General features: G+C 59.8%; 23 protein-coding genes. 12 read left to right on the top strand and 11 right to left on the bottom strand.

Going from position 1 to position 26,145, the window contains the following annotated elements:
- Positions 1-254 precede the first annotated feature (254 nt).
- The 4 genes from petA to O9X91_RS05340 all read left to right on the top strand — a co-directional run bounded on the left by petA (position 255) and on the right by O9X91_RS05340 (position 3,901).
- A complete protein-coding gene (petA, locus tag O9X91_RS05355) occupies positions 255-833 on the top strand; it encodes a ubiquinol-cytochrome c reductase iron-sulfur subunit (protein WP_035220195.1) in 579 nt (192 codons plus the stop codon).
- Positions 834-847: 14 nt separating this feature from the next.
- Positions 848-2,170: a cytochrome b gene (locus tag O9X91_RS05350; protein ID WP_077981576.1), complete on the top strand. Its 1,323-nt coding sequence runs from the start codon at positions 848-850 to the stop codon at positions 2,168-2,170.
- A gap of 22 nt (positions 2,171-2,192) precedes the next feature.
- A complete protein-coding gene (locus O9X91_RS05345; RefSeq protein WP_077981634.1) occupies positions 2,193-3,104 on the top strand; it encodes a cytochrome c1 in 912 nt (303 codons plus the stop codon).
- Between the two features lie 254 nt (positions 3,105-3,358).
- Positions 3,359-3,901 (top strand): adenine phosphoribosyltransferase, encoded by a 543-nt coding sequence (locus tag O9X91_RS05340; RefSeq protein ID WP_077981577.1) that lies wholly within the window; start codon positions 3,359-3,361, stop codon positions 3,899-3,901.
- 44 nt (positions 3,902-3,945) lie between these two features.
- On the opposite strand, the gene O9X91_RS05335 is transcribed toward O9X91_RS05340, so the two are convergent.
- The 3 genes from O9X91_RS05335 to ychF form a co-directional block, all read right to left on the bottom strand.
- Positions 3,946-4,413: a MaoC family dehydratase gene (locus O9X91_RS05335; protein ID WP_077981578.1), complete on the bottom strand. Its 468-nt coding sequence runs from the start codon at positions 4,411-4,413 to the stop codon at positions 3,946-3,948.
- Complete coding sequence (locus O9X91_RS05330) at positions 4,410-4,883, bottom strand: MaoC family dehydratase (protein ID WP_080790123.1); 474 nt, start codon at positions 4,881-4,883, stop codon at positions 4,410-4,412. The genes O9X91_RS05335 and O9X91_RS05330 overlap by 4 nt, the downstream gene beginning before the upstream one ends.
- Before the next feature lie 299 nt (positions 4,884-5,182).
- Positions 5,183-6,286, bottom strand: coding sequence for a redox-regulated ATPase YchF (ychF, locus tag O9X91_RS05325; protein ID WP_035260423.1), 1,104 nt, complete (start codon positions 6,284-6,286; stop codon positions 5,183-5,185).
- Positions 6,287-6,524: 238 nt separating this feature from the next.
- Between ychF and clpS the strand changes: the two genes are divergently transcribed.
- Positions 6,525-6,839 carry an ATP-dependent Clp protease adapter ClpS gene (gene clpS, locus O9X91_RS05320; RefSeq protein WP_373692756.1) on the top strand — a complete coding sequence of 105 codons (315 nt, stop codon included), beginning with the start codon at positions 6,525-6,527 and terminating at the stop codon, positions 6,837-6,839.
- Between the two features lie 3 nt (positions 6,840-6,842).
- On the opposite strand, the gene O9X91_RS05315 is transcribed toward clpS, so the two are convergent.
- From O9X91_RS05315 to O9X91_RS05295, 5 genes are all read right to left on the bottom strand, one after another.
- On the bottom strand, positions 6,843-7,295 hold the full coding sequence (locus O9X91_RS05315; protein ID WP_142911732.1) for a GNAT family N-acetyltransferase: 453 nt from the start codon (positions 7,293-7,295) through the stop codon (positions 6,843-6,845).
- A 7-nt stretch (positions 7,296-7,302) separates the two neighbouring features.
- Positions 7,303-8,019: an aminoacyl-tRNA hydrolase gene (gene pth, locus O9X91_RS05310; protein WP_077981582.1), complete on the bottom strand. Its 717-nt coding sequence runs from the start codon at positions 8,017-8,019 to the stop codon at positions 7,303-7,305.
- An 88-nt stretch (positions 8,020-8,107) separates the two neighbouring features.
- Positions 8,108-8,821, bottom strand: a complete 714-nt coding sequence (locus tag O9X91_RS05305) for a substrate-binding periplasmic protein (RefSeq protein ID WP_077981583.1) — start codon at positions 8,819-8,821, stop codon at positions 8,108-8,110.
- A gap of 17 nt (positions 8,822-8,838) precedes the next feature.
- On the bottom strand, positions 8,839-11,226 hold the full coding sequence (locus O9X91_RS05300) for an EAL domain-containing protein (protein WP_269833993.1): 2,388 nt from the start codon (positions 11,224-11,226) through the stop codon (positions 8,839-8,841).
- Positions 11,227-11,534: 308 nt separating this feature from the next.
- A complete protein-coding gene (locus tag O9X91_RS05295; protein WP_137410757.1) occupies positions 11,535-12,143 on the bottom strand; it encodes a 50S ribosomal protein L25/general stress protein Ctc in 609 nt (202 codons plus the stop codon).
- 302 nt (positions 12,144-12,445) lie between these two features.
- Here O9X91_RS05295 and O9X91_RS05290 point away from each other — a divergent pair, with 302 nt between their 5' ends.
- The 3 genes from O9X91_RS05290 (at position 12,446) to adh (ending at position 17,285) form a co-directional block, all read left to right on the top strand.
- The gene (locus tag O9X91_RS05290; RefSeq protein WP_269833994.1) at positions 12,446-14,527 is read left to right on the top strand and encodes a putative bifunctional diguanylate cyclase/phosphodiesterase; all 2,082 of its coding nucleotides are present in this window, start codon (positions 12,446-12,448) and stop codon (positions 14,525-14,527) included.
- Between the two features lie 107 nt (positions 14,528-14,634).
- The gene (locus tag O9X91_RS05285; RefSeq protein ID WP_077981636.1) at positions 14,635-15,594 is read left to right on the top strand and encodes a helix-turn-helix domain-containing protein; all 960 of its coding nucleotides are present in this window, start codon (positions 14,635-14,637) and stop codon (positions 15,592-15,594) included.
- Between the two features lie 173 nt (positions 15,595-15,767).
- Entirely contained in the window at positions 15,768-17,285 is a 1,518-nt protein-coding gene (adh, locus tag O9X91_RS05280; RefSeq protein ID WP_191217506.1) for an aldehyde dehydrogenase, read from the top strand.
- A 231-nt stretch (positions 17,286-17,516) separates the two neighbouring features.
- Here the strand turns inward: adh and O9X91_RS05275 are convergent, their stop codons facing one another.
- Together O9X91_RS05275 and O9X91_RS05270 are read right to left on the bottom strand one after the other, a co-directional pair.
- Entirely contained in the window at positions 17,517-18,887 is a 1,371-nt protein-coding gene (locus O9X91_RS05275) for an IS1182 family transposase (RefSeq protein ID WP_269834286.1), read from the bottom strand.
- Positions 18,888-18,979: 92 nt separating this feature from the next.
- Positions 18,980-21,244, bottom strand: coding sequence for a methyl-accepting chemotaxis protein (locus O9X91_RS05270; RefSeq protein WP_269833370.1), 2,265 nt, complete (start codon positions 21,242-21,244; stop codon positions 18,980-18,982).
- Positions 21,245-21,442: 198 nt separating this feature from the next.
- Here O9X91_RS05270 and O9X91_RS05265 point away from each other — a divergent pair, with 198 nt between their 5' ends.
- Genes O9X91_RS05265 through O9X91_RS05250 form a run of 4 tightly spaced genes read left to right on the top strand, consistent with a single transcriptional unit; the run spans position 21,443 to position 24,911 of the window.
- Positions 21,443-22,282, top strand: a complete 840-nt coding sequence (locus O9X91_RS05265) for a glycosyltransferase family 2 protein (RefSeq protein ID WP_077983054.1) — start codon at positions 21,443-21,445, stop codon at positions 22,280-22,282.
- A gap of 20 nt (positions 22,283-22,302) precedes the next feature.
- On the top strand, positions 22,303-22,590 hold the full coding sequence (locus tag O9X91_RS05260) for a lipid-A-disaccharide synthase N-terminal domain-containing protein (RefSeq protein WP_269833464.1): 288 nt from the start codon (positions 22,303-22,305) through the stop codon (positions 22,588-22,590).
- Complete coding sequence (locus tag O9X91_RS05255; protein WP_269833371.1) at positions 22,565-24,073, top strand: ArnT family glycosyltransferase; 1,509 nt, start codon at positions 22,565-22,567, stop codon at positions 24,071-24,073. Before O9X91_RS05260 ends, O9X91_RS05255 begins: the two co-directional genes overlap by 26 nt.
- Positions 24,063-24,911: a phosphatase PAP2 family protein gene (locus O9X91_RS05250; RefSeq protein WP_269833372.1), complete on the top strand. Its 849-nt coding sequence runs from the start codon at positions 24,063-24,065 to the stop codon at positions 24,909-24,911. Before O9X91_RS05255 ends, O9X91_RS05250 begins: the two co-directional genes overlap by 11 nt.
- Positions 24,912-25,161: 250 nt before the next feature.
- Here O9X91_RS05250 and O9X91_RS05245 read toward each other — a convergent pair whose 3' ends face one another.
- On the bottom strand, positions 25,162-26,094 hold the full coding sequence (locus O9X91_RS05245) for a ribose-phosphate pyrophosphokinase (RefSeq protein ID WP_010972147.1): 933 nt from the start codon (positions 26,092-26,094) through the stop codon (positions 25,162-25,164).
- Positions 26,095-26,145 lie beyond the last annotated feature (51 nt).

Genomic DNA, 26,145 nt, shown 5'->3' with positions numbered 1-26,145 from the left:
GCGCACAATGTTGCCCGCCTGCCGAGTACGGCGAAAAAATGAGAGCCAAATTGGCCCCCTCCGGCAGAATTACGGCAGCTTTGTGTGCTTTGCTCTTGCCAAGTCGGTCAATATTTTGCGATCACACAGAGTGACGCGGTTTCTTGATGCCGCAGTTGTGTCCAGGACGGTGGGACGGAGTTTGTCCTGGATCAAATCTTAGCGGGAGGACTCATGCGATTTACGGCAAAAACAGCGCAGAGGATGGTGTAGCGGTGAGCGAGCACGTAACCAATCACGACGCTTCGGGTGAACCGACCCGTCGCGATTTTCTTTATCTAGTGACGGGAATGGCGGGTGCCGTTGGTGCCGCCGCAGTAGCATGGCCTTTTATTGACCAGATGCGTCCCGATGCATCGACACTGGCGCTTGCCTCGATCGAAGTGGATGTCGCGGCCGTCGAGCCGGGCATGTCGCTCACCGTGAAGTGGCGCGGCAAGCCGATTTTCATCCGCAACCGCACGGAGAAGGAAATCGAGGAAGCCAAGGCCGTCGCTCTCGGCGATCTGAAGGATCCCGTGGCGCGCAACGCCAACATCGCCGCGGACGCGCAGGCGACGGATATCGACCGCTCCGCCGGCCAGGGCAAGGAAAACTGGATCGTCATGGTCGGTTCCTGTACCCATCTCGGTTGCGTTCCGCTTGGCCAGGCCGGCGATTTCGGCGGATGGTTCTGTCCCTGCCATGGCTCGCACTACGATACGGCGGGCCGCATACGTAAGGGTCCGGCGCCGCAGAACCTCGCCATCCCGACATTTGCATTCACATCCGATACCGTGATCAAGATCGGATAAGGGGACAGATATTCATGAGTGGTCATTCCAGTTATCAGCCGTCCACCGGCATCGAGAGGTGGATCGATTCGCGGCTTCCCTTGCCGCGCATGATCTATGACAGCTTCGTTGCCTACCCTGTCCCGCGTAACCTGAACTACGCCTATACGTTCGGCGCGATGCTTTCCGTCATGCTCATCGTGCAGATCCTCACCGGCGTCGTGCTGGCCATGCATTACGCGGCCGAAACGACGGTCGCGTTCAATTCCGTCGAAAAGATCATGCGTGACGTCAACCATGGCTGGCTGCTGCGCTACATGCATGCCAACGGTGCGTCGTTCTTCTTCATCGCGGTTTACCTGCACATTGCCCGTGGCCTTTATTACGGCTCCTACAAGGCGCCGCGCGAAATCCTCTGGATTCTCGGTTGCGTGATCTTCCTGCTGATGATGGCGACGGGTTTCATGGGCTACGTTCTGCCCTGGGGCCAGATGTCCTTCTGGGGCGCGACCGTCATCACCGGCTTCTTCACGGCATTCCCCGCCATCGGTGAATGGATCCAGCAGTTCCTGCTTGGCGGCTTTGCCGTTGACCAGCCGACGCTGAACCGCTTCTTCGCGCTTCATTATCTGCTGCCCTTCATGATCGCAGGCGTCGTTATCCTGCACATCTGGGCTCTGCACGTCACCGGTCAGACCAACCCGACCGGCGTTGAAGTCAAGAGCAAGACCGACACGGTTCCCTTCACGCCCTATGCGACGCTGAAGGATGCGCTCGGCGTTTCCGTGTTCCTGATCGGTTATGCCTGGTTCGTCTTCTATATGCCGAACTTCCTCGGCCACCCCGACAACTACATCATGGCAGATCCGCTGAAGACGCCGGCGCATATCGTTCCGGAATGGTACTTCCTGCCGTTCTACGCCATGCTACGCGCCATCACCTTCAACATCTGGGTCATCGATTCCAAGCTTGGCGGCGTTCTCGTGATGTTCGGCGCGATCGTCGTGCTGTTCTTCCTGCCCTGGCTCGATACGTCGAAGGTTCGCTCCGCCGTTTATCGTCCCTGGTACAAGATGTTCTTCTGGGTCTTCGTGGTGAATGCCATCATGCTCGGCTGGCTGGGTTCGCGCCCGGCGGAAGGAACGGGCCTGATTGGTCTTCTCACCGGCGATCTGAAAGGCAATTATGTCGGCTATTCTCAGCTTGGCACGCTTTATTATTTCGGTTTCTTCCTCGTCATCATGCCGATCCTCGGTCTGGTCGAAACGCCCCGGCGTATTCCGAATTCGATTACCGAGGCCGTTCTCGAAAAGAACGCCGCCAAGACGGGTGCCGCATCTGCGGCTGCCGAAGTCTGAGCGCGAAGGAAGGATGACGACAATGAAGAAGCTTGTAACAAGCATCGCGCTTTTCGCCGCCATCGGCTGTTCCGTCACCGTCGTTTCGGCGGCGGAAGAGAGCCATGATCTCGCCGCACAGGCCACGCATGCTATCGCCGGCAACCACTTCCCGATCATTAAGCCCGAGGAACAGAACTGGTCTTTTGCCGGTCCCTTCGGGAAATATGACAAGGGCCAGCTGCAGCGCGGTCTGAAGGTCTACAAGGAAGTCTGCTCCGCCTGCCATTCCATGAACCTGGTTTCCTTCCGCACACTGGGTGACCTCGGCTATTCGGACGACCAGGTGAAGGCTTTCGCGGCTGAGTACGAAGTGCAGGACGGGCCGAACGCCGATGGTGAAATGTATAATCGCAAGGCCGTACCTTCCGATCATTTCCCTTCGCCTTTCCCGAACCATGAGGCGGCAGCCGCCGCAAATGGCGGGGCGGCCCCGCCGGACATGTCGCTGCTCGCCAAGGCGCGCGGCGTAGAGCGCGGTTTCCCGCAATTTATCATCGACATGATCCCGATCATCGGCGGTTATCAGGAAGGCGGGCCGGACTACATCCACGCGCTGCTGACTGGTTATCAGGACGCGCCGGCCGGCATTAAAAACACGGATGGTTCGGACTACACCGTGCCTGAAGGCACCCACTTCAACCCTTATTTCGTCGGCGCCACCTCCTTGAAGATGGCGCCGCCAATCAGCGCCGATCAAGTGACTTACGACGACGGCGCGCCGCAGACCGTGGACCAATATTCCAAGGATGTGGCTGCGTTCCTGATGTGGACCGCAGAACCGCATCTGGAAGAGCGCAAGCGCACCGGCTTCATGGTCATGGTGTTCCTGTTCATCTTTACGGCGCTGATCTATCTCACCAAGAAATCGGTCTACGCCAACAAGGAACATTGATCGATATCCAGATGCCTGTCAGTCATTGGCCCCCACGGTCTTTCGTGGGGGCCTTTTCATGGGTGCCTTTTCATGGGTGCTGGTGATAACGGCAAGCATCGGTTGCCCGGCTGAGAGACGCCGCAGGGCCGGAGCCCCGGTCACAGCAATGCCAGGGAATGAGCGCGGGTCCTTTTTAGTTGGTCCGCAGCCGCCAAGTTGATAGGGTGGCCTGAACCTTCTGATCCATTTCCCTTATCTCAACTGGAAATACCATGACCGTTATCGCTTCGGAGCTTTCCGCTGCCATCCGTTCCATTCCCGACTATCCGAAGCCGGGCATCATCTTCCGCGACATCACGACACTGCTCGGCAACCCGCGCGCCTTTCGCCGCGCCGTGGACGAACTCGTGCAGCCCTATGCGGGTACGAAGATCGACAAGATCGCTGGCATGGAAGCACGTGGCTTCATTCTGGGAGGGGCGGTGGCGCATCAGCTATCGGCCGGTTTCGTGCCCATCCGCAAGAAGGGCAAGCTGCCGCACACCACCGTCCGCGTCGCCTACAGCCTTGAATACGGCGTGGACGAAATGGAAATGCATGTGGACGCGGTCCAGCCGGGTGAGAAGGTCATTCTGGTCGACGACCTGATTGCCACGGGCGGCACCGCTGAAGGTGCGGTCAAGCTGTTGCGGCAGATGGGAGCGGAGATCGTTTCCGCCTGCTTCGTCATCGATCTGCCCGATCTTGGCGGCCGCAAGAAGCTGGAAAACCTTGGTGTCGAGGTGCGGACGCTGGTGGAATTTTCCGGCCATTGAGATGGTAGCGGGGCAATGGTGACGCTATTGCCCCGGCGCTCATTCTATTCGAATTCCAGAACCCCGCTCCGGAAGGTCAGCACCGTTTCTCCTGACTGGTTGACGCCCTCGTTAAATGTAGTGTTCAGCCAGACGCCGGCTCTGGATTCCAGCGCCCGGGTGTCGAGCAGGGTCACGAAATAGGTGACATCGTCTCCGGCAAAGACCGGTTTTTTCCATTTCAGTTCTCGAAAGCCGGGCGAGGGGCCGAGTTTGGGCGGCTCAAGGCCCTGTAGTTTCAGCCTCTTCACCTCCTTGGCCCAGTGGGAGAGGAAGCACTTCATCCAGCCAGCACCTGTGTGCCATCCGGAAGCGCAAAGACCGCCGAAAATGCTGTTCTTTGCGGCTTCCGCGTCGAGATGAAAGGGCTGCGGATCGAAATCGCGGGCGAAACGGATGATGTCTTCGGCGGAGAAATGCAGCGTATCGAGTGTGACGCGTTCGCCGATAGGAGAAAGTTCTGCCAGTTTCATGCTGCAGCGCCCCCATTGTCGCGCATGCGGAACATCACGGTGTTTTCGCCGTGCGATACTAGGACGCCGTGTTGGTTATAAAGCTCGTGGCGTAGTTTCACGAGGCCGATGCCGGGGCGCGACGCGGAGGGCCGCTGTTCCAGAACAATGGATTTTCCCGCAAGCGTATCGCCCGCCAAAACCGGTTTTTTCCAGTCAACGAAATCGATGCCCGGGCTGCCCTCCGAGGTCGAGTTCGAAATGTAGCTATCCGCCATCATCCGCATCAGCAGGCTGCAAGTGTGCCAGCCGGAAGCCGCTAGCCCGCCGAGAATGCTCTGGCGTCCGGCCTCTTCGGACAGGTGCATGGGTTGGGGGTCGAATTCACTCGCAAAAGCAACGATCTGCTCTGCGGAAATCGATTGCGGTCCAAGGGGAAATTCCTGTCCGACGGGAAAATCCTCATAGGCATAAGTCGCGACCGGCGTCATGGCGTCCTCCCTTCGCACAGTCAATATCGGCTGCATCTAAAACGATTTTTCCCTTTACGTAAAGGTCAAATCGGGGATGCGCTGCGGAGGAATGGGGCGAGGCGGCTGCCGCTTGTTTCTTCTCCCCGAGGGGAGAAGGTCGCGGCAGCGGGATGAGGGGGCGAGGGTAGAGATATTCGGAGAGCTTGCCCCCTCATCCGACCGTTCGGGCCACCTTCTCCCCGGCGGGGAGAAGAAACCGTGCCGCGATGTTCGGCTTACCCTTCTCAGCGACCCTATCGAGGCCGCCAAAGGCCAGATCAGGTATTGAAACGGAAGTGGATGACGTCGCCGTCCTGAACCACGTATTCCTTGCCTTCGTCGCGAGCCTTGCCGGCTTCCTTCGCACCGACTTCGCCCTTGAAGGCGACATAGTCGTTGTAAGCGATGGTGTTGGCGCGGATGAAGCCGCGTTCGAAATCGGAGTGGATGACGCCGGCGGCCTGCGGGGCCTTGGTGCCGCGCTCAATCGTCCAGGCGCGGCATTCTTTCGGGCCGACGGTGAAATAGGTGATGAGATCGAGCAGCTTGTAGCCTGCGCGGATCAGGCGGTCGAGGCCTGCTTCCTCGAGCCCGAGGGCCGAAAGGAACTCCTTCGCCTCTTCATCGGGAAGCTGCGCGACTTCGGATTCGATCGCCGCAGAGATGACGACGGATTCGGCGCCCTGGGCCTTGGCCATTTCGGCAACGGCTTTCGTGTGTTCGTTGCCGTCGACGGCGTCGCTTTCGGCGACGTTGCAGACGTAGAGGACCGGATGCGCGGTCAGGAGGTTGAGGCCCTGAAGGATGCGCAGCTCCTCGGCATCCAGCGTGGAGAGCAGGGTGCGGACCGGCTTGCCTTCGTTCAGAAGCTTCAGCGAGGCCTCCATCAGCGGCAGCTGCGCCAGCGATTCCTTATCCTTGCCGGTGGCGCGCTTGCGGGTCTGTTCCGTGCGGCGCTCAAGGCTTTCGAGATCGGAAAGCATCAGCTCGGTCTCGATGGTCTCGGCGTCGGCCACGGGGTTGATGCGGCCTTCGACGTGGGTGATGTCGTCATCTTCGAAGCAGCGCAGAACGTGCACCACAGCGTCCACTTCGCGGATATTGGCGAGGAACTGGTTGCCGAGGCCTTCGCCTTTCGATGCGCCGCGCACCAGGCCGGCAATATCCACAAAGGAGATACGGGTGGGGATGATTTCCTTCGAGCCGGCAATGTCGGCGAGGATTTTCATGCGCGCATCCGGAACCGCCACTTCGCCGGTATTCGGCTCGATGGTGCAGAAGGGATAGTTGGCCGCCTGCGCCGCTGCCGTTTTCGTCAGCGCGTTGAAGAGAGTGGACTTGCCGACATTTGGCAATCCAACGATACCGCATTTGAAGCCCATGGCTTGAAACCTGCCCGTTTGAAAGAATTCGTTGAGGAGCCTTTTGCGGAAACGGCAGGGCAAGGTCAAGCCCGCGGGCGGATTTGTGCGGGCAAAGCCCCTTTAATGGTGCGGAATTTCTGGCAGGGTTGCCGATGCCGCGGTTGCGGCGCAATATAAGCGGGTCAAGCGACCGATCTTTCGTCATCAACGGGGTTTTCCCATGAACAACCGCGATGAGCGACAGGCACGAGCGACCATGATGGGTGACAGTCCTGTCGATCTCAAACCGAAACCGAAAGTCAAACCGAAGCTGGAGCGGCCGAAGCTCTACAAGGTCATTCTACTGAATGACGACTATACGCCGCGTGAGTTCGTTACCGTGGTGTTGAAAGCTGTCTTCCGCATGAGCGAGGAAACCGGCCACCGGGTGATGATGACGGCGCACCGCTTCGGAAGTGCGGTCGTCGTTGTCTGCGAGCGCGATATTGCCGAGACCAAGGCCAAGGAAGCGACCGATCTCGGCAAGGAAGCGGGATTTCCGCTGATGTTCACCACTGAGCCGGAAGAGTGAGCGTTAATCCTGCCTTTTCTGGAAACCCGTCTTGTTCTGCACAAAGCCACAGCTTTCGTAAAATGCATGGACCTCCGGGCGTTGTCGCCCGGTCAGCAGCATCACCTTATAGCAGTTCGCTGCAAAAGCGGCCTCGACGGCATGGCACACCACCGCGCGACCATATCCATGGCCGCGACGGTTTTCGAGCGTCACCACGTTTTCAATAAGGGCATAGGAGCGGGCGGCGCGCGTCAGGTTCGGCACGATCTGGAGCGTGGCGGTGGCGACCGCTTCTTCGCCTTCGGTCGCAAGAAACACGGTCAGGCCGGGCTGGGCGAGCATGGCCGCGAAAGCCGCGCTCGCTTCTTTTGCCGTCATTTCAGGGTCGGACGGATTGAGCGCCCGGTAGAGTTCAAGCAAACCGGCTAGATCGCCGGCTCCGGCTGCGCGCAGGACGATGGGCTTCGAAGACATTCGCGATCTAGTCCTTCTTGCTGAACATACGCTTTAGCATTTCGGCCATAGGGCCGGTTTCCGGCAGCTTTTTCGGCTGGGCGCTGTTGCGTGCCTGATGGATATGGGACTGTGCGGCGGGTTTGGCTGCCTTGGCCGGTTTTTCGGACTCCGGCTTGCTGCCCGTAGCCAGCGCCAGCTTGTTCATCAACTGCGAATCCTCGGCTTTCACCAGCATGGCGGCATTGTCGGCAATGGCGTCCAGAAGCGGATCGAGCCAGACCCGGTCTGCCTTGGCGAAATCGCCGAGCACGTGGCTGTGCACCCGCTCCTTGTCACCGGGATGGCCGATGCCGAGGCGCAGGCGGCGATAGTCCTTGCCGCAATGGGCGTCGAGCGATTTCAGGCCGTTATGGCCGCCATGGCCGCCGCCCGTCTTGATACGGGCGCGGCCGGCCGGCAAATCCAGTTCATCATGGATGGCGATGATGTCCGCCGGCGCAAGCTTGAAGAAGCGCATGGCCTCGCCGACGGACTCACCCGAAAGGTTCATATAGGTCAGCGGCTTCATGAGCAGAACCTTTTCACCGCCGATCTCGCCTTCGGAAATCTCCGCCTTGAATTTTTTCGACCAGGGCGCAAAGGACGGCAGGCGCTGCAGCGCATCGACGGCCATGAAGCCGATATTGTGACGGTTTCCCGCATATTGCGCACCGGGATTACCAAGTCCTGCGATGATCTTCATGGGGCATGTCCGCGTTTTGCCTGATGATGCTGTTGTCACCACCCCGAAAACCGCCGGCTGTCAATCTTTTTATGGAGTTTCGGATGGTTCAGGGACTGACGAGATTGTAGCGGTCGAATATTCGCTGCTGTGTTCCATCGGCGATCAACCTGTCCAGCCGGGCCTGCAATTTTGCGATCACCTCGTCTGGTACGCTTTTGTTACATGCAAGGCCAAGCTGCTGCCGTGAGAGGGTTATCACTTCCCTGAACGTGTCGGCCGGCAGGCTTTTGAAGGTGCTCTCCGACATGGGCATCAGGTCAATGCGGCCGGCATTCAGCTTGTGAAGGGTGATCTCGAAATCTGCGCCGACATCCACCTGCGGGAAACCGAGCTTTTCGAGAAGCGCCTCGGTGTAATCTCCACGCTGGGTTCCCACCCGATATTTCCTCGCGTCCTCGAGGCTGAAGGCTTCGATATTCGCGTCGCGGCGCGCCACGAGAATGTTGCGGTCGATATGGATCGGCGTGACCCATTTGAACTGCTTCTCCCGCTCCAGCGTTCTGGCAGCGGCGAAGACGCAGTGCATGGCCTGCGTTCTGGCCAGTGCGATGGCCCTTGCCCAGGGCATGACGGCGACTTCGTAGCTGGTACCGGTGTCTTCGAGCACGGTTCTGAGCTGGTCGAAATAGACACCCCGCACGCTGCCGTCGCTGGCCTGCAGATTATAGGGCGGATAAATCTCGGTGGTCAGGAACAGCTTGGCGGCGCTGGCCGGAGTGGCGAGCGCAAGGAAGATCAGGCAAAAGCGGATCAGTCCCATGGCTGGCCCCCTGCGGTTCACGCTTGTCGCGCCGCGGCGCGGTCTTGCCCGGACGCGGTGTCGAGTGATGCGATCAGTTTTTCCACGGGTTGCGGGCGTGCGAAGAAATATCCCTGTCCGAAATCAGCGCCTATGTCGGTCAGGAGCGCTTTCTGTTCTTCCGTCTCGACACCCTCGGCAATGACAGCGCAGTTCATCTTGTGCGAAATGGCCGCGATGCCTTCGACCAGCATTCGGTTGCGTTGCCTGATGTCCATCCTGTCGTCGCAGATCGAGCGGGTGAAGGACTGGTCGATCTTGACGATATCGACCGGAAAACGGCTGAGATAGCTGAGCGAGGAATAACCCGTGCCGAAATCATCCAGCGCGATGCGGCAGCCGAGCTGGTGGATGGCGTTGAGGATCGCCCGGATTTGCGGATCGTCCTTCATGATAACGGCTTCGGTGATCTCGATGACCAACCGTTTCGGAAGAATGCCGTGGCGGTGCAGAACGCCGGCGATGCGGGTCGGCAATCCCGGTTCGAATTGCAGCGGCGAGAAATTCACCGCCACATAGGTCTGTTCCATACCCGGCAGGCGCGACAGCCTGGCGAGATTGGCGATCGACTGATCGAGAATGACATTGCCGATGCGGTGGATAGTGCCGTTTTCTTCCGCAAGGCTGACGATCGCGGCCGGGGAAAGCAAGCCCTTGTCCGGGTGGTTGAGACGCAGCAGCGCCTCGAAACCCGCCGTCTGGCCGGTGGCGAGGTTTTCTATCGGCTGGAAATAGGCCTCGAACCAGTCTTCGGAAAGCGCCTGCGCGATATCCCGTTCCAGCTCCGCATGTTCGCGCGCCCGGTCCATGATCGAGCTGTCGAAGACCTGCGAGCCGTTCTTGCCCGTGCGCTTGCGGGTATACATCGCCATGTCGGCATTCTGCAGAAGCTCGGAGGCGCTGGCGGCGTGCAGGGGATAGACCGCCATGCCGATGCTGGCGCTGAGGCGGATGCTGTTGCTTTCAATCTCGAAAGGCGTGTCCAGCATGGCGCAGATGCGCTCGCAGAATTGCAGGGCGCGCTCTTCCACCTTGTCACCGGCCAGAAGAATGGCGAATTCGTCGCCGCCGAGCCGCGATGCGCTGTCCAGCGGCGTCAGCAGCGGTTCGAGCTTCAGCGTGAATTGTTTGAGCACGGCGTCGCCCGCAGCGTGGCCGAGATTGTCGTTGATCGCCTTGAACCGGTCGAGGTCGATGAACAGGCAGGCCAACTCGCTACCATTGCGATCCGCATCGCGGATCTGCACGTCGAGAATCGCCTCGAAGCCCTGCCGGTTGAAGAGGCCGGTCAGGTGGTCTGAAATGGCTTGCTGTCGGTTGCGCTTTTCCGACTGGCGCAGTTCAGTTACGTCGGTCATGACGCAGAGGCAGATGCTCTGATGGGCCGCATCGCCGGAATCAAGAGACTTTTCCAGGATGAGAGCGTCCATGACGCCGCCATCCATGCAATGGAAACGCACGGTAATGCCGCTATGCGAGGCATCGGGCAAGGGATGCGCGGTCTTGCGCTGCTGGAAGAGAAGCCTGTCATCGGGATGGATGAGATCGGCGAAGTTCAGGCCGAGTATCCGGGAACGATCGTAGCCCGTCGCCTGCACCCAATAGTCGCTGACGGCGGCAATGCGGTCGTGCCTGTCGAGCGAAAACAGCATGGCGGGCGTCCGGTTGTAGATCTCCGTCTTGCGCTCGTGTGCGTTCTTGATCTCCAGTTCTTCCTTTTCAAGCTGGGACTGCATTTCGTTGAAGCTTTTCGCCAGCCTGCCGATTTCGTCTTTCGAACGCCAGTCGACGTGGTGGCGCGAGCCGAGACGCCGCGTCGCTTCTATTGCCGCCGCAAGCCGCATCAGCGGACGGATGACCATGAAGCGGTTGCCGGCGATGGCGGCGAGAACGATAGTGAGGACGGCGAGGATGAAAATCGTAATGAAAGCCAGTTCGGTGCGGCTCAAAGAGGTCATAAGGCTGACATTGTCGTAATAGATCGTCAGTTGCCCGACGGTGACGGAGCCCTTCGTGGTCTTGTAGGTTACTTCGCGCGTCGTCGAGGCTGCATCCTGAATGATGTCGCTGCCGGCTGTCTGGACGACATCGAGTTGGCCGGACGTATCCCTGACCTCGACCATCCTGATCACGGGGTCGGAAATGAGCGTTCCGGTAATCTGGTTTATGGTGTCGTCATCAAGATCCCACAGTGGTCGTCCAAGCGCCTGCGCATTGGTCGACAGCAGAATCTCAAGGTGGTTACGCTGGCTGCGAATGGCTTCGTGATAGGACAGCGTCAGCAAAAGCGTGAAGAGCGGGGCGACCACTGTAAGAAGTGCGCCGGAAACTATCGCGATAAAGCGGCTTTCGACGGAATGAGCCATGTTAAATTGCAGCTACCCTTTGCCCCAAACTTGCTGCGCCGCGTTTCGTCCGCCCGGAGGGTTTTGCAGGGTTTCCGGCGAAAGCCCGTTTCACCACGCATTTCCTCAGCCCGGCCGGTGTTCCACGACAGCGCGAGGGTATCGTTTCATGGAAGTGTTAATCGACACTGAAACGGTTTCCGTATCAGGTCAGGATGGCGAGCTTTCTGGTTTTAAAGTTCATGAAAACTAAAAGGCCCGTTCCGAATACGGAACGGGCCTCATTTTTCAAAGCTGTCTTCAAAGTCGTACGGCCTTACGGCCGCCGATTATTCCTCGGAAGCTTCTTCGGTCGTTTCTTCAGCGACGCCAGCAGCCGGAGCAACGATCGTTGCGATCGTAAAGTCACGGTCGGCGATGACCGGCGTGATGTTCTTCGGCAGCTTCACATTCGAAATGTGGACGTTGTCGCCGATCTTCAGACCAGCGAGATCGACCGTGATGAATTCCGGAATGTCGTTGGCCGGGCAGTGGAACTCCACGGTGTGGCGAACGATGTTCAGAACGCCGCCGATCTTGATGTCCGACTTTTCTTCGTTTTCGAAGTGAACCGGAACTTCAACGTTGACGAGCGTGTTGCCCGAAACGCGCAGGAAGTCGACGTGCATGGTGAAGTCGCGGACCGGATCAAGCTGGTAATCCTTCGGGAGAACCTTGATCTTCTTGCCGTCGACGTCGATGGTCGCAACCGTCGTCATGAAACCGCCAGCGTGGATACGCTTGGTGACTTCGTTGGTCGACAGAGCGATGGAAATGGGGGCCTGCTTGTCACCATAGATGACAGCGGGAATCAAACCGTTGCGGCGAAGTTCACGAGAGGACCCCTTACCAACTCGTTCGCGCGCCTCGGCCTTGAGCTCATACGATTCTTTGCTCATGGCAATTCCTTTCGAGGTTATATGGAGAGTTCATGCCCGCGGGCGCTGAACTGGGGAGGTGCAAGCACCATCCCACCCGCGTTGCCTCCAAGGGTGTCTACACGGGTGCGGGCGCTATAATACAAACGGCAGACAAAGACAAGAGTGGCCAGGTTTTGGCTGCTGACGCTTTGTAATTTTATTAGAATTCGCTAATTCACCCGTTTGTTGCAACCTTTAATATATGCTTATCCATGCACATAAACCCGGTGAAAACTTGGCGAATGATAAGGCTATGCAAAATTCCAATTGCGTAGATGACAATGCTCAAAGTTCTCGAGTGCCTCACCATAGATCACGACTATCGATACACTGCCGCAGCAGTCTTCGTCTGCATGCTGGGCAGTTTCGTTTCGATGCGCCTTTTTTCGAAGGCGCGTCTGGCGACGGGTGTGCAGAAGGTCAACTGGTTGTTCCTGGCGGGCGTCAATGGCGGGGCGGCGATATGGACCACCCATTTCGTGGCGATGCTGGGCTATGTCGCGGCCGGTGAGGTGGGGTATGATCCTTATCTGACCGGGCTGTCGCTTTTGATCGCCATTACCACAACGACTGCCGGCTTCGGCATTTCCGCCTATGGAGGGCGCAGCGTGCTGGTGGAAGCCGGCGGCATGATCCTCGGGCTCGGCATTGCGGCAATGCATTATACCGGCATGGCGGCCTACAATGTTCAAGGCATGATCTTCTGGGATCAGGCTTATGTCATCGCTTCGCTGTTGCTCGGGGCAGTGCTTGGCGCCCTTGCAGTCAATCGCATTGCCCGGCCTCTCAACCGTTTCTGCCAATATGGCGCGGTGACATTTCTCATCCTCGCCATTGCGTCGATGCACTATACCGGCATGGCTTCCATGTCCTTCGCTTTCGATCCGCGCATCGTCATTCCGGAAAATCTGCTGCCGCCGGCCATCATGGGCGGGGGCGCAATCGCCGTGACGCTGCTGCTTCTGGCGCTCGGACTTTCCACCTATGTCATCGATGCCCAGTCCACCCAGCAGGCGGTCGAGCGCTATCGTCATCTTTCGTTGCACGATCCGCTAACGGGCATTCCCAACCGGGCGGCCTTTATCGAACATCTCAATCGCCGCACACTCCATATTTCGTTAGGCGCGCATACCGCGCTTCTGTCGATCGATCTCGATCGTTTCAAGGAAATCAACGACGTGCATGGCCATGCGGCGGGTGACGCTGTGCTGCGCGCCATCGCAGACCGCGCGAGTTCCGTGCTGAAGGCCGGGGAGTTCCTGGCGCGCATGGGCGGCGATGAATTCGTGGCGATGACCCATTCCTATTACACCCGGGCCGATGGGGCAGAATTCGCGCAACGACTGATCGAGCAAATCAGCAGGCCGGTCGAGTGGAACGGCCAGACATTTTCTGTCGGCGCCAGCATCGGCATCTCTGTGCGTAACACTGGTGCTATCGATGCCGATACCTTGATGGCGCAGGCGGATGTTGCGATGTACAGGGCAAAAAGCGGTACTTCGGACACGATCTGCTTCTATGACAAATCCATGGACGAGGCCGCGCGCGAGCGCAATGCACTTGCCATCGCCATGCGCAGCGGCCTCGCCAACAATGAGTTCGAGCTTTATTACCAGCAGCAAAACGACACCAAAAGCGGCAGCATCGTCGGTTTCGAGGCGCTTTTGCGCTGGAACCATCCCGAACGCGGCATGGTCTCTCCCGTCGAATTCATTCCGATCGCCGAACAGACCGGCTTCATCGTGGAATTGGGCGAGTGGGTTCTGAGAGAGGCATGCGCGCAGGCGGCGAGGTGGAAAAAGTCACTCGCCATTGCCGTCAACGTCGCGCCGCAGCAGCTTGCGGACAACGATTTCCCCGACAAGGTTGAGAGAATTCTTGCCGAAACCGGGCTTGCGCCGGAGAGGCTGGAGCTTGAAATCACCGAAGGCAGCATCATCGCCGATCATCGCCACGCGCTCGTCACCATCCGCAAACTCAAGGCGCTCGGCGTCAAGATCGCCATGGACGATTACGGCACGGGCTATTCCTCGCTTTCGACCCTGCAGAGCTTCCCCTTCGACAAGATCAAGATCGACCGTGCCTTCATTGACGGCCTCTCGACCAACGTGCAGTCGGAGGCGATCGTTCGCTCGACGCTCATCCTGGCGCACAGCCTCAATATTCCGGTGCTTGCGGAAGGGGTCGAAACCAAGGCCCATATCGAGTTCCTGCGGCGTGAAGGCTGCCTGCAGGTTCAGGGCTTCTTTTTCGGCAAACCCGGTCCGCTGACCTCGATTGCCAATCTCGTGGACGACACCTTCCTCTCGGCCGAGGACGAAACGGAAGTGACCGCCGGCCGGCGTTATTTCAAGGCCGTCTGACAGTCTAGCGCAGCCACGCTTGCGCCCGGCAAAGCCAGTCTCGAAATTTTTTGTTGAAACATGGCCGCTTCCAGCGCACCATCGCACAAAAGCTTTGGGAGGAGCGTATGCCGACAGACATCGCCCATGCGGAACGCGTGTATGAAACCGCGCGACACCGTTCTGCCGCCGCAAGTTCTCCGATTGTGGCCTCCTGGCGTCGCTGCATGGTCAAACATCACCTTGCACCCGAGGAAAACCGCAAGCCGATCTTTCTTAGCGAGGTTGAATTCCGCCGCGCCCGTGAGAGTGCGGCTGGCCTGATTGCCGAAAGCACGGATGAACTCGACCGCATTTTCCAAAGCGTCGGCAAATCCGGCTGCTGCCTGCTTTTGACCGACGCGCAGGGCGTTGCGCTGGAGCGGCGTGGTGCCTCGGGCGATGATCGTGATTTCCGGGCACTTGGTCTCTGGTCCGGGGCGGTCTGGAGCGAAGCGAGCGTGGGCACCAATGGCATCGGTACGGCGCTCGTTGATGAGCGCTCGGTGGTGGTCTACCGCGATCAGCATTTCTTTACGTCGAATACCGAACTCTGCTGCACGACAGCGCCCATCCGTGACCATACCGGCCGGGTGACCGGCGCCCTCGATATTTCCACCTGCCGCGACGATATCAACGAGATGACCTTCTCCTTCGTCACCCAGGCGGTGAAGGATGCGGCGCAGCGAATCGAGGGCAATCTTTTCCGCCGGGCCTTTCCGGGTGCGCGCATCGTTGTCGTGCCGAGCGGTTTCGGGGCGGCGCTTTCGCTGCTTGCCGTGGATCAGGACGATCTCGTGCTGGGGGCGACCCGCGCCGCACGCCTTGCGCTGAAGCTGGACGATGCCCGGATCGCGCAGGGACTGCCTGCCGCGGATGTTCTTCAGGAACAGCGCCACGACAGCGGTTCAGACCTTGCGGAAGCGGAACGTTCGGCGCTTCGCCGCGTCTTGTCGCGCACCAACGGCAATGTCACGCAGGCGGCCTCGCTGCTCGGCATCAGCCGCGCCACGCTTCACCGCAAGATGAAGAAATTCGGCGTGCACTAAGGTCCTCGCGGTTACGATCCGGCCAATCATGCCGGATCGCGGCGTCTTTGTCGCAGATGTGAGACAATGTGCGCTGCGGAACGGCGCCGCCCCTCTACCGAACCGCATCATCTAGGCCCACCTTCCTCCCATGCGGTCCGCTCAGGATCGTTTTCATCAGGGAGGATGAAATCATGAACATTCAGGTTCAGCAGAAAGCGGGCGAAGCGCCCTTCAAGCTGAAATACGGCAACTACATCGGCGGCAAGTGGGTGGAGCCGAAGTCCGGCCGCTACATGGATAATCTCTCGCCGGTGACCGGCCACAAGATCTGCGAAGTTCCGCGCTCGGATGCGTCCGACATCGAGTTCGCGCTCGACGCAGCACACAAGGCCCGCGACAAATGGGGCAAGACCAGCATAACCGAGCGCTCCAACATCCTGCTCAAGATCGCCCAGCGGATCGAAGACAATCTCGATCTCATCGCCCGGGCAGAAACCTGGGACAATGGCAAGCCGCTGCGTGAAACCACCAATGCGGATATTCCGCTCGCCATCGATCATTTCCGATATTTCGCGGGCTGCATCCGCGCTCAGGAAGGCACGATCGGCGAAATCGACAACGATACCGTCGCCTATCACTTCCATGAACCGCTCGGTGTCGTCGGCCAGATCATTCCGTGGAACTTCCCGATACTGATGGCTGCCTGGAAGCTGGCGCCTGCGCTTGCTGCCGGCAATTGCGTGGTGCTGAAGCCTGCGGAACAGACGCCTGCCTCGATTCTCATCGTAATGGAGCTGATTGAAGATCTGCTGCCGCCCGGCGTTCTCAACATCGTCAACGGCACGGGCCTTGAAGCCGGCAAGCCGCTGGCGCAGAGCAACCGCATCGCCAAGATCGCGTTTACCGGTTCGACATCGGTCGGCAAGGAAATCATGCGCTATGCGGCTGACAACGTCACCAACATCACCCTGGAGCTGGGCGGCAAGTCGCCGAACATCTTCTTTGCCGACGTGATGAACGAGGACGATGCCTTCCTCGACAAGGCGCTCGAAGGTTTCGCCTTCTTCGCGCTGAACCAGGGCGAAGTCTGCACCTGCCCCTCGCGTGCGCTGGTGCATGAATCGATCTATGACCGCTTCATGGAAAAGGCGATCAAGCGCGTTCAGGCCATAAGCCAGGACGATCCGCTCAACCCGTCGACCATGCTGGGCGCGCAGGCCTCGCAGGAACAGTTCGACAAGATCATGAGCTATCTGGAGATCGGCAAGAAGGAAGGTGCCAAGGTTCTGACCGGCGGCGACCGCAAGACGCTGACGGGCGACCTGAAGGACGGTTATTACATCCAGCCGACCGTATTTGAAGGCAATAACAAGATGCGGATTTTCCAAGAGGAAATCTTCGGTCCTGTCGTTTCCGTCACCACCTTCAAGACGGTGGAAGAAGCGCTCGAAATTGCCAATGACACGGTTTACGGTCTGGGTGCGGGCGTCTGGAGCCGCGACACGAACATCGCTTATCGGGCCGGGCGTGGCATCGAAGCGGGCCGTGTGTGGACGAACTGCTACCATGTCTATCCGGCGGGTGCTGCCTTTGGCGGTTACAAGCAGTCGGGCATCGGTCGCGAGACCCACAAGATGATGCTCGATCACTACCAGCAGACCAAGAACCTGCTCGTGTCCTACAGCCCGAACAAGGTCGGTTTCTTCTGAGGTCCTCCCCGGAAGCCGGCGAGGGGCTGTGGCGCCAGATCGCCGGCGTGTTCCCAGGGGTTTCGGCCCCTGGGAACCCGGCTTCAAACAGAAAGGCCGGAGGTTCTGCCTCCGGCCTCAGACCGCTGACAAACCCGTCGATATTTTCGGCGGGTTTTTTCTTTTTCGGGATGATGACGTTTTGTTGTCGTCTTTTGCGGGTGAACGGGAGATAAGATGAGCCTCGTTTCCTCATCCCCAGGCGGGTTTGGGTGCTTTCGTGAGCGCCATCGCTATTTTCTTGATGTTCTGGGCGCTCGCGGCGAGCAGGCACTGCCATCTAACCTTGATCAAGCCGCGGAAGCGGGCATAGCGGTGCCCGTGGAGCTGCTTGGCATCGGCGAAGGAGCGCTCCACCGTTTCCTTGCGCCGCTTGTAGATCGCCTTGCCCCACGCCGTCTTTCGATGAACATCCGTGCGTTCGCGTGCATCTTGCCAGACATGCCGGGTGATGGTTCGTATCGAGCCGGCATTGGACGTGCAGGAGGCAAGAAGCGGGCAGTCACGGCAGATGGAGGGGTCTGAGCGATAGTGCCTGTAACCGCTGCGGTCGGTCGTCGCATAGGTCAACAGTTGTCCTTCAGGGCAGTGGTAGCCATCGGTCTCTGGTTCGTAGACGAACTTCGACTTGCGCATCATCCCGTCTTTGGGCGGGGTCGGGTTGCGATAGCCGGTCACGCCGAGGATATCTCTGTCCTCCAGACCCTTGGCAATGCCTGCCGTGGCATAGCCTGCGTCCAGCCCGACCGCCCCGACATGAAAGTCGAAGCGTTGGCGCTGCCGGTCGAGCCGCTCCAGGTAGACGATACTGTCATGCACATTGGCCGGCGTTACATGCGTATCGGTGATGATCGCATGGCGGCCGTCAACAGTGCGGTGATCGAGATAGAAGAAGCCCTTGGGCTTGCCGTCGCGCACCATATAACCGCTATCGGGATCGGTACGGCTGACCTTCGTCTCCTTCACCTCCGGCTCGCGCTGTTTCTCCCTCAACGGCTTCTGCCCATGGGCTGCGCGCTCCGCCTCGATTGCCCGGTCGAGATCGGCCCAGTAGTCGGCCCGCGACTTCTGGAGCAGGGCTAAATCGTATTTGCCCTTATTGGCATTGGCCTTCAGATGGGTCGAATCCGTATAAAGCACGGTCCCATCCACCAGACCGTGCTTGATCGCCTGCTCCACGATGGCATCGAAGATGTCCTGTGCCACCTCGGTCCCGTTGAAGCGACGGCGGCGGTTCTGCGACAGCGTCGAGGCATCGAAGACAGGATCGGTCAGCTTCAGGCGCAGAAACCAGCGATAGGCGACGTTCACCTCGATCTCGCGCATCAACTGCCGCTCCGAGCGAACACCGAACAGGTAGCCGATGAACAGCGCCTTGAACATGCGTGTGGGATCGAGCGGCGGACGGCCGTTGTCGGCACAGTAAAGACCGGCAACACGATCATGGATAAATGAGAAGTCGATCACCGCGTCGATCTTGCGAAGCAGGTGATCTTTCGGGACCAGGCTATCGAGCGTCACCATCTCGAGAGCGGTCTGTTCAGGAGCAGGTTTCTTCAACATGTCCCAATGAATCATAAACCCCCAGCTCACGCCAGAGGTTTGTCAGCAGTCTGAAGCCGGAGGTTCTGCCTCCGGCCTTTTTTCGTTGCGGTTTATGCCGCGTAACGCTGGTCTTGTTGGCGGAGGCTGCCGACCGAGAACTGCCCCACCTGTTCGGTCAGGCCGTCGGCCTCGCTGGACAGCGAGAAGGCGGCGGCCGTCGTTTCCTCCACCATGGCCGCATTCTGCTGCGTCACATGGTCGAGTTCGTTGACGGAGGCGTTGATTTCGCTGAGACGGCCGGACTGATCGCGCGATGCGGTGGCGATCTCGCCGATCTGGTCGTTGACCGACTGGATGCGTTTCTGGATCTGCTCGAGGCTTTCACCGGTCTTCAGCACCAGCGCCACGCCGCTTTCCACATCGCCTGCAGAGGTTGCGATCAGCGTCGTGATGTCACGCGCGGCGGCCGCCGATTTCTGGGCCAATTCACGAACCTCCTGCGCCACGACCGCGAAGCCCTTTCCGGCCTCCCCGGCGCGCGCGGCTTCCACACCGGCATTCAGCGCCAAAAGATTGGTCTGGAAGGCGATCTGGTCGATGACGTCGATGATCTGGCGGATCTTGGCCGACGAGGTCTCGATACGTTCCATCGCGACAATCGCTTCTTTCACGACAGCGGTGGATTTATGGGCGTCCTGCATCGTGCCGGCCGTTGCCTCGACGGCGACATTGCAGCGCGACAGCGAGAGATTGACGGCCTGCGTCATGTCTCCGAGCGCTGCTGCCGCTTCCTCAAGGGCTGCGGCCTGGCGTTCGGTGCGACGCGACAGGTCTTCCGATGCGCTTTTCAATTCGCCGGAGCCGGAGCGGATGGCATTGGCGCTTTCGCCGATGTTGGAGATGGTCGCTTCCAGGCCCGCCATGGAGTTGTTGAAGTCGACGCGCAGGTGATCGAGCGACGGCACGAAGGATTTGTCGATGCGGAGATCGAGCCTGCCGGCCGCAAGATTGGCAAGACCGGTGGCGAGTGCGTCGACAGCCTCTTCCAGTTCCTTGGCGCTTCTTGCCTTTTCCATCTCGCGCTGGGCGCGTTCCTCGTCCAGTTCCTCGCCCTTGCGATGGGCTTCTTCTTCCATGCGCTGCTTGTCCAGAATGCCCTGGCGGAAGGATTCCAGCGCGCGCGCCATGGTGCCGATCTCGTCGCCGCGGGAAACGGCCTTGATCTCGATATTGCTATCACCGCCGTTCAGGCGTTCCATCAATGCGGCAAGGCCGGTCAATGGCTTGGTGAGGCTGGCGGACACAAAAATACCGATCAGCGTCATGATCGCGAGTACCGCCAGTGTTGCGATGGTTGCCCAGAAGGCGAGATCGTTGGCGGCGGCCAGCACCTTGCTTTCCTGCTGGCCGATGGCCAGAAGATGTTTCTGTCCGAAAACGGAGACCGGGCGATAGGCATAGAAGATGTTACCGGCAGGCGTCTGCGCCATCACCATTCCGGCATCGCTTGCGCCCGACAGCGCCGCGAGATTTTCGGAAACGGTGGCATCCGCACCGCCCGAGAGGACCCCGGCGCGGCGTTTGCCCTCCGCGCTCAGAAGAACGGCGTCATCGATGGTCTTGCCGGTTTCCTCGGGCGTGACAACGGCGCCGATACGGTCGGCGGCGATGCGCATGATGACGGCGCCCTTGCGCTGAATCTGGCCCCAGTTGGAAACGGCGAGCGGCATGCCGATCATGGCCGAATCATTTTCCCCACCGCTGAAGCCGGTGGTGCTGACGACACCGTCCTTGCCGGCCTCGATGCGGTCGAACAGCTCCTTGATCGCAGCGTTCTGCGGTTCCGTCACGCTGGTGAGGAAGTTCTTCCCCTTGGTCACGGTGTAAATAATGAGGCCGGTCTTGTCGATCACGTAGATGTCGCTGACACGGGTGTTGCGCCAGACGCTGGCGATGGCGGCGTTGATGGTGGCGTGGCGAATGGCGTAAAGCAGTCGCAGGCCTTCGCCGTTGAAGGAGGCGCGCTCCTCCTCGGAAACGCCCTCGCGGCGGAAAGCCTGGATGATGGCGTCCTTTTCCGTCGGCACAACGGTGGTCATCGTTTCCAGCGCCTGTGCGATTGCAGCATTCTGCGACAGTTCGGAGATGCTCTGTTCGACACGCAGAGTATAGGCATCAAGCTGCTTGGACTGGTTGCTTGCAACTGTTTCGAGCCTGATTTCGCTGGCGTCTATAAGACCCGACTTGCCCATCTCGTAGGATAACAGCCCCACGGACAGGCAGGAGACCAGCGTCGCGCCCGTGACGAGCGCTGCGAATTTGGCCTTGATCGACAATGATTTAGCTTTGACAGCAGTCGGATTTGCACCCGGCATCCTGTTCCCTCCCCCAAAAAAAACGTAGCCGCACGGTGGCAAAAATTGCTTACGGTCGCGTTAAAGGGTTGCGAATTGTAGGATTATTTCCCGCATGCCGTGAGAAAAACTTCGACAGCAATCGAGGTTCCATCGAAACGTGCCGTTATAAAACTGCAATAGAACAGGCGCATATCGAGCGAAGATCAACGGCTGTTCATGTTCATGCAAGCTTTTCGCGCTCCTTCTCTCGCCACTATCGATGATGTCTGCGGACTGAATGCAGACGGATATGACGGAGCCAGCGTGAAACCGAGGCCGGATTTCGCCGTTGTCGTGCCCATGCACAATGAGCAAGCGAGTGTGGAAACGCTCGTGGCGGAGATTTTCGTCGCCTGTCAGCCGGTCGGCGCCTTCGAGATCGTGGTTGTGGACGATGCGTCTTCCGACGGCACGGTCGACGCGGTGCTTGCGCTCGGGGACCGTTATCCGATGCTGCGGCTCGTCCGGCACGATCGCCAGGGCGGCCAGTCTGCGGCGATCCACAGCGGCGTGCAGGCGGCGCGTGCGCCGGTCATTTGCATGCTGGATGGAGACGGGCAGAACCCGCCGGACAATCTGCCGGCACTTCTTGCGCCGCTTCTCTCCGCAGGCGCCTCCAGCCGGCTCGGTCTCGTGGCCGGCCAGCGCGTCGGCCGGCGCGATACGCTCGGAAAACGCCTTTCCTCCCGCTTTGCCAACGGGCTTCGGGCGCGGATCTTAAAGGACGGCACGCGTGACACCGGCTGCGGGCTAAAGGCCTTCCGCCGCGACGCCTATCTCGCCTTGCCCTATTTCGATCATCACCATCGCTATTTCCCGGCGCTGTTCAATCGCGACGGCTGGCAGGTCGCCCATGTCGACGTCACGCACCGGGCACGGCTGCACGGGAATTCCCATTACACCAATATCGGCCGCGCGCTTGTCGGCATCCACGATCTGATCGGCGTCGCCTGGCTGCTGCGCCGGCGAAAGCGGTCAAGCTGGGCTGAAACTTTCAAAACGGAGACATCGCCGTGAACGCACCGGCTTTATGGTCCATGCTGCATGTGAACAGCTGGAATGAATTTCTGTGGGTCTGCACCGGCTTCATGGGCCAGATGCTGTTCACCATGCGCTTTCTTGTTCAATGGATTTCTTCGGAACGGGCAAACCGCTCGGTCATTCCGGTGGCGTTCTGGTATTTTTCCGTTCTCGGCGGTCTGGTGCTGCTTTCCTACGCCATCTGGCGGCGCGATCCGGTCTTCATTCTGGGCCAGGCGTCCGGCCTTTTTATCTATGCCCGAAATCTCTGGTTGATTCATGCAGAACGCCGCCAGCATGCATGAGGCGACGACCCTGCCTTATGCGCAGGCAGGCGATGAGCGTCGGTGGCTGACATTTGCATTCGCGGCGATCGTCCTCGTGACGGCGCTGCGCGTCCTTGCGCTGGCCTTCAACCGGACCGACCTTTTCGTCGATGAGGCGCAATATTGGCTATGGGGCAGGGAGATGGCGTTCGGCGCCTATTCCAAGCCGCCCTTGATCGGCTGGCTTATCCGCGCGGCAACCGTTCTGGGCGGCGGCGAGGGCACTTTTCAGGTGCGGCTGGTCGCACCCGTGGTGCATGGCGTGGCGGCGGCGGCCATCCTTGGCCTCGGCCGCATGATCTATGATGTCAGGCTGGCATCCCTGGCCGCCCTTATCTATCTGACCTTGCCGGCGGTAACGCTCGGTAGCCTGCTGATCTCCACCGATACACCGATGATGCTGTTCATCGTGCTGTCGATGATCTCCGTGCGCAAGCTTGCGCTCGCCCGCTACGAGGGCAGGGCGTCGTCGGGCTGGAGCATCGCCCTCGGTCTGTGCTTCGGCCTCGGGCTGATGTCGAAATATGCGATGATCTATTTTCTGCCCTGCTTCATCGCCGCCGGCTGGCTCTGCGAGGCGTGGCGCATCCGGCTGCGTGACGCGGCATTTGCCGCGCTCGTCTGCGTTGTCGTCATTGCGCCCAATCTGTGGTGGAACGCGGCGCATGATTTCATGACCGCACGCCATACGGCGGATAATGCGAACTGGCATGGCGTCCGGCTGAAGATCGGTTCCGCGCTGGAATTCTTCTTCTCCCAGGCGGGCGTGGTCGGCCCATTCGTTTTTGTCGGCATGATCGTCGCAACAATTCGTGCGAAGAATGCTGAAACCCGGGCGCTGGTCGCTCTTTCGGTGCCGATTGTTCTGCTGATCACCGCGCAGGGTTTGATGTCGCGGGCGCTCGCCAACTGGGCGGTCGGGGCCTATGCGGCCGGCGTGCTTCTGGCGGTGCCGGTCCTGGCGTCGCGGCGCTGGCTCATCGTGTCCACTCTCGTGCTCGGCGGCATCGTGGCCGTGGCGCTGCCGCTGATGACCATTGCCGGAACGCAATTGCGCCTGCCGAGTGGTGAACTGGCGATGAAGCGGTATCTGGGGCGCGCCGACCTGGTGTCGACCGGTCTGTTACGGGCGCGCGAGGCGGGGGCGGACGCCATTGTCGCTACGGACCGTTCGATACTCGCCGAGCTCTTTTATCAATTACGGGACGAAAAACAGGTGAAGACGCGCGCACTGCCCGAAACCGGCGTGCCTTCCAGTCATTATGCCCTTCTTTACCCGCTGAAACCCGGCGAGGCGAAATATCCCTTGTTCCTGGCAAGTGCGGATGGCCTGCCGGCGTGCCTTGCCGGTGAGGCGCCGGTCGCCCGCTGGACCGCCGGGCCGGGCTTCCTCGAGGGCAGGGAAATCGGCCTCTGGCGCCTGCTGCCGCGATGCATGCCGGAGGGCAGCAATGGACAATGATCTTTCGCATATGCGGATCACGATCTGGGTGACATTCGCGACATTGGCGCTCGTCATCCTGTTCGCGACCTTTCCCTCCATCGATCTCAGCTTCTCCGCCCTGTTTTTCTCGCCCGTCGAGCAGCCATGGTCCGGCCGTGAACCGTTTCCCGAATGGTTGCGGGATACGCTGCGCGAAGGTACGGAGCTTGCCACTCTTCTGGCTTTCATGATCCTTGTCGGCAATCTTAGGCTGGGTACGCTGCAAAGAACCGGCTGGCGAGTGTGGGCCTTCCTGTGCGGGCCGGTGATCCTTTGTGCCGGGCTTCTCGTCAATGGTGTGCTGAAGGCGACTATCGGTCGCGCCCGCCCATTCAGCGTCACCGAATTCGGCGGTCAGCAGCTTTTCACGCCGCCTTTCCAGTACAGTGCGCAATGTTATTCGAACTGCTCGTTTTCTTCCGGCGAAACCGCGCTGATCGCCAGTTTCTTCCTGCCGCTCTGCGTGCTCGTCTGGCCCCGGCTGCAACGGCGCGGACGCTTGGCGATGGGAAGCATCGCCGCCGGCATGATCGTCCTTATGTCCGGCTTGCGCATTGCGGCCGGCGGACATTTCCTCAGCGATGTGGTGATGTCGATCCTGTTTTCCGCCTTGACGACCCTGTTCCTCTATCGGCTGCTGGCGGTAAACCGTCACCGTCACCTGTTCACCGTCAATGCGGTCAGAGCCGATACGGTCAGCATCTGGCGTAATGGTCGCCATGCTGTCTACACGCGGCTTCGGCGCTGGTGGCCGAAAATCAAGGCTGCAGCCTCACGTCTGCAGCGGCCGCCGGACGCGGGTGCGGCATCGTCTTAAGAGGAACTTCGGAGTTCGCTTCAATGAGGTGAATGGCGAGCGCGCCAGATACTCCTGCGCCACCCTCGTACTTGTCCCGGGGATCCGCGGCCTATTGATTTTATTCACCGCGATAAGATCCTCGGCACAGGGCCGAGGATGACGTCGAGGGAACCAGCGATTTCGAGATGGACCGCAGCCTGCCCGGAAATCTGAACCGGGCGGCAATTCGCCAGGCCGCAGAATGATTGCCGAGGTTTGCCGCAGCTTCTCAGTCGAACAGGCCGGATACCGACTGTTCCTGCGCGGTGCGGTTGATCGCCTCGCCGAGCAGGCCGGCGGTGCTGACCACGCGGATATTGTGCGCGGACTGGACACCGGTGGTCGGCTGGATGCTGTCGGTGATGACGAGTTCGCGCAGCTTCGAGGAGGCAACGCGGGCAACCGCGCCGCCGGAAAGTACACCGTGGGTGATATAGGCGGTAACGCTGGTCGCGCCCTTTTTCAACAGGGCTTCTGCGGCATTGCAGAGCGTGCCGCCGGAATCGATGATGTCGTCGATGAGGATACAATCCTTGCCGGAGACGTCGCCGATGACGTTCATGACCTCGGATTCGCCGGGACGGTCACGGCGCTTGTCGACGATGGCCAAAAGACAGTCGAGACGCTTCGACAGGGCACGGGCGCGCACCACGCCGCCGACGTCAGGTGAAACCACCATGACATTGTTGGTGTCGTAATGGTCCTTCACGTCGCGGGCGAGAATGGGCGCTGCGAAGAGATTGTCGGTGGGGATGTCGAAAAAGCCCTGGATCTGGCCAGCATGCAGATCGAGGGTGAGAACGCGGTCGGCGCCGGCTTCGGTGATCAGATTGGCGACGAGCTTGGCGGAAATCGGGGTGCGGGGGCCTGCCTTGCGATCCTGGCGGGCATAACCGAAATAGGGCAGCACCGCGGTGATACGTTTTGCCGAGGAGCGGCGCATGGCATCGATCATGATGAGCAGTTCCATCAGATGATCATTTGCCGGGAAGGAGGTGGACTGGACGATGAAAACGTCCTCGCCGCGCACGTTCTCGCTGATTTCTACGAATATTTCCTGGTCAGCAAACCGCTTTACAGTGGCATTTCCGAGAGGAACGTTCAGATACTTGCAGATCGCTTCGGCAAGGTGCCGGTTCGAATTGCCTGCGAAAACCTTCATTGCGGCCGCCTGTTTCCATGCCATCGCCTTGCATTACGGGGCTCAATCCAC

The organism is Agrobacterium salinitolerans (assembly GCF_027498475.1).
Lineage (GTDB): Bacteria > Pseudomonadota > Alphaproteobacteria > Rhizobiales > Rhizobiaceae > Agrobacterium > Agrobacterium salinitolerans.
The sequence above is the reverse complement of the archived record's forward strand: the minus strand, read 5'-3'. Positions and strand labels throughout refer to the sequence as shown.

What these genes read in the sequence shown, in the direction of transcription:
- O9X91_RS05270 (WP_269833370.1), bottom strand. Translation starts at nt 21,244, where the DNA reads ATGCCGGGTGCAAATCCGACTGCTGTCAAAGCTAAATCATTGTCGATC.
- O9X91_RS05330 (WP_080790123.1), bottom strand. Translation starts at nt 4,883, where the DNA reads ATGACGCCGGTCGCGACTTATGCCTATGAGGATTTTCCCGTCGGACAG.
- O9X91_RS05340 (WP_077981577.1), top strand. Translation starts at nt 3,359, where the DNA reads ATGACCGTTATCGCTTCGGAGCTTTCCGCTGCCATCCGTTCCATTCCC.
- O9X91_RS05245 (WP_010972147.1), bottom strand. Translation starts at nt 26,094, where the DNA reads ATGAAGGTTTTCGCAGGCAATTCGAACCGGCACCTTGCCGAAGCGATC.
- clpS (WP_373692756.1), top strand. Translation starts at nt 6,525, where the DNA reads ATGATGGGTGACAGTCCTGTCGATCTCAAACCGAAACCGAAAGTCAAA.
- O9X91_RS05300 (WP_269833993.1), bottom strand. Translation starts at nt 11,226, where the DNA reads ATGGCTCATTCCGTCGAAAGCCGCTTTATCGCGATAGTTTCCGGCGCA.
- O9X91_RS05250 (WP_269833372.1), top strand. Translation starts at nt 24,063, where the DNA reads ATGGACAATGATCTTTCGCATATGCGGATCACGATCTGGGTGACATTC.
- ychF (WP_035260423.1), bottom strand. Translation starts at nt 6,286, where the DNA reads ATGGGCTTCAAATGCGGTATCGTTGGATTGCCAAATGTCGGCAAGTCC.
- adh (WP_191217506.1), top strand. Translation starts at nt 15,768, where the DNA reads ATGAACATTCAGGTTCAGCAGAAAGCGGGCGAAGCGCCCTTCAAGCTG.
- O9X91_RS05275 (WP_269834286.1), bottom strand. Translation starts at nt 18,887, where the DNA reads ATGTTGAAGAAACCTGCTCCTGAACAGACCGCTCTCGAGATGGTGACG.
- O9X91_RS05290 (WP_269833994.1), top strand. Translation starts at nt 12,446, where the DNA reads ATGCTCAAAGTTCTCGAGTGCCTCACCATAGATCACGACTATCGATAC.
- pth (WP_077981582.1), bottom strand. Translation starts at nt 8,019, where the DNA reads ATGAAGATCATCGCAGGACTTGGTAATCCCGGTGCGCAATATGCGGGA.
- O9X91_RS05305 (WP_077981583.1), bottom strand. Translation starts at nt 8,821, where the DNA reads ATGGGACTGATCCGCTTTTGCCTGATCTTCCTTGCGCTCGCCACTCCG.
- O9X91_RS05265 (WP_077983054.1), top strand. Translation starts at nt 21,443, where the DNA reads ATGTTCATGCAAGCTTTTCGCGCTCCTTCTCTCGCCACTATCGATGAT.
- O9X91_RS05260 (WP_269833464.1), top strand. Translation starts at nt 22,303, where the DNA reads ATGCTGCATGTGAACAGCTGGAATGAATTTCTGTGGGTCTGCACCGGC.
- O9X91_RS05345 (WP_077981634.1), top strand. Translation starts at nt 2,193, where the DNA reads ATGAAGAAGCTTGTAACAAGCATCGCGCTTTTCGCCGCCATCGGCTGT.
- O9X91_RS05295 (WP_137410757.1), bottom strand. Translation starts at nt 12,143, where the DNA reads ATGAGCAAAGAATCGTATGAGCTCAAGGCCGAGGCGCGCGAACGAGTT.
- O9X91_RS05335 (WP_077981578.1), bottom strand. Translation starts at nt 4,413, where the DNA reads ATGAAACTGGCAGAACTTTCTCCTATCGGCGAACGCGTCACACTCGAT.
- O9X91_RS05315 (WP_142911732.1), bottom strand. Translation starts at nt 7,295, where the DNA reads ATGTCTTCGAAGCCCATCGTCCTGCGCGCAGCCGGAGCCGGCGATCTA.
- O9X91_RS05350 (WP_077981576.1), top strand. Translation starts at nt 848, where the DNA reads ATGAGTGGTCATTCCAGTTATCAGCCGTCCACCGGCATCGAGAGGTGG.
- O9X91_RS05285 (WP_077981636.1), top strand. Translation starts at nt 14,635, where the DNA reads ATGCCGACAGACATCGCCCATGCGGAACGCGTGTATGAAACCGCGCGA.
- O9X91_RS05255 (WP_269833371.1), top strand. Translation starts at nt 22,565, where the DNA reads ATGCAGAACGCCGCCAGCATGCATGAGGCGACGACCCTGCCTTATGCG.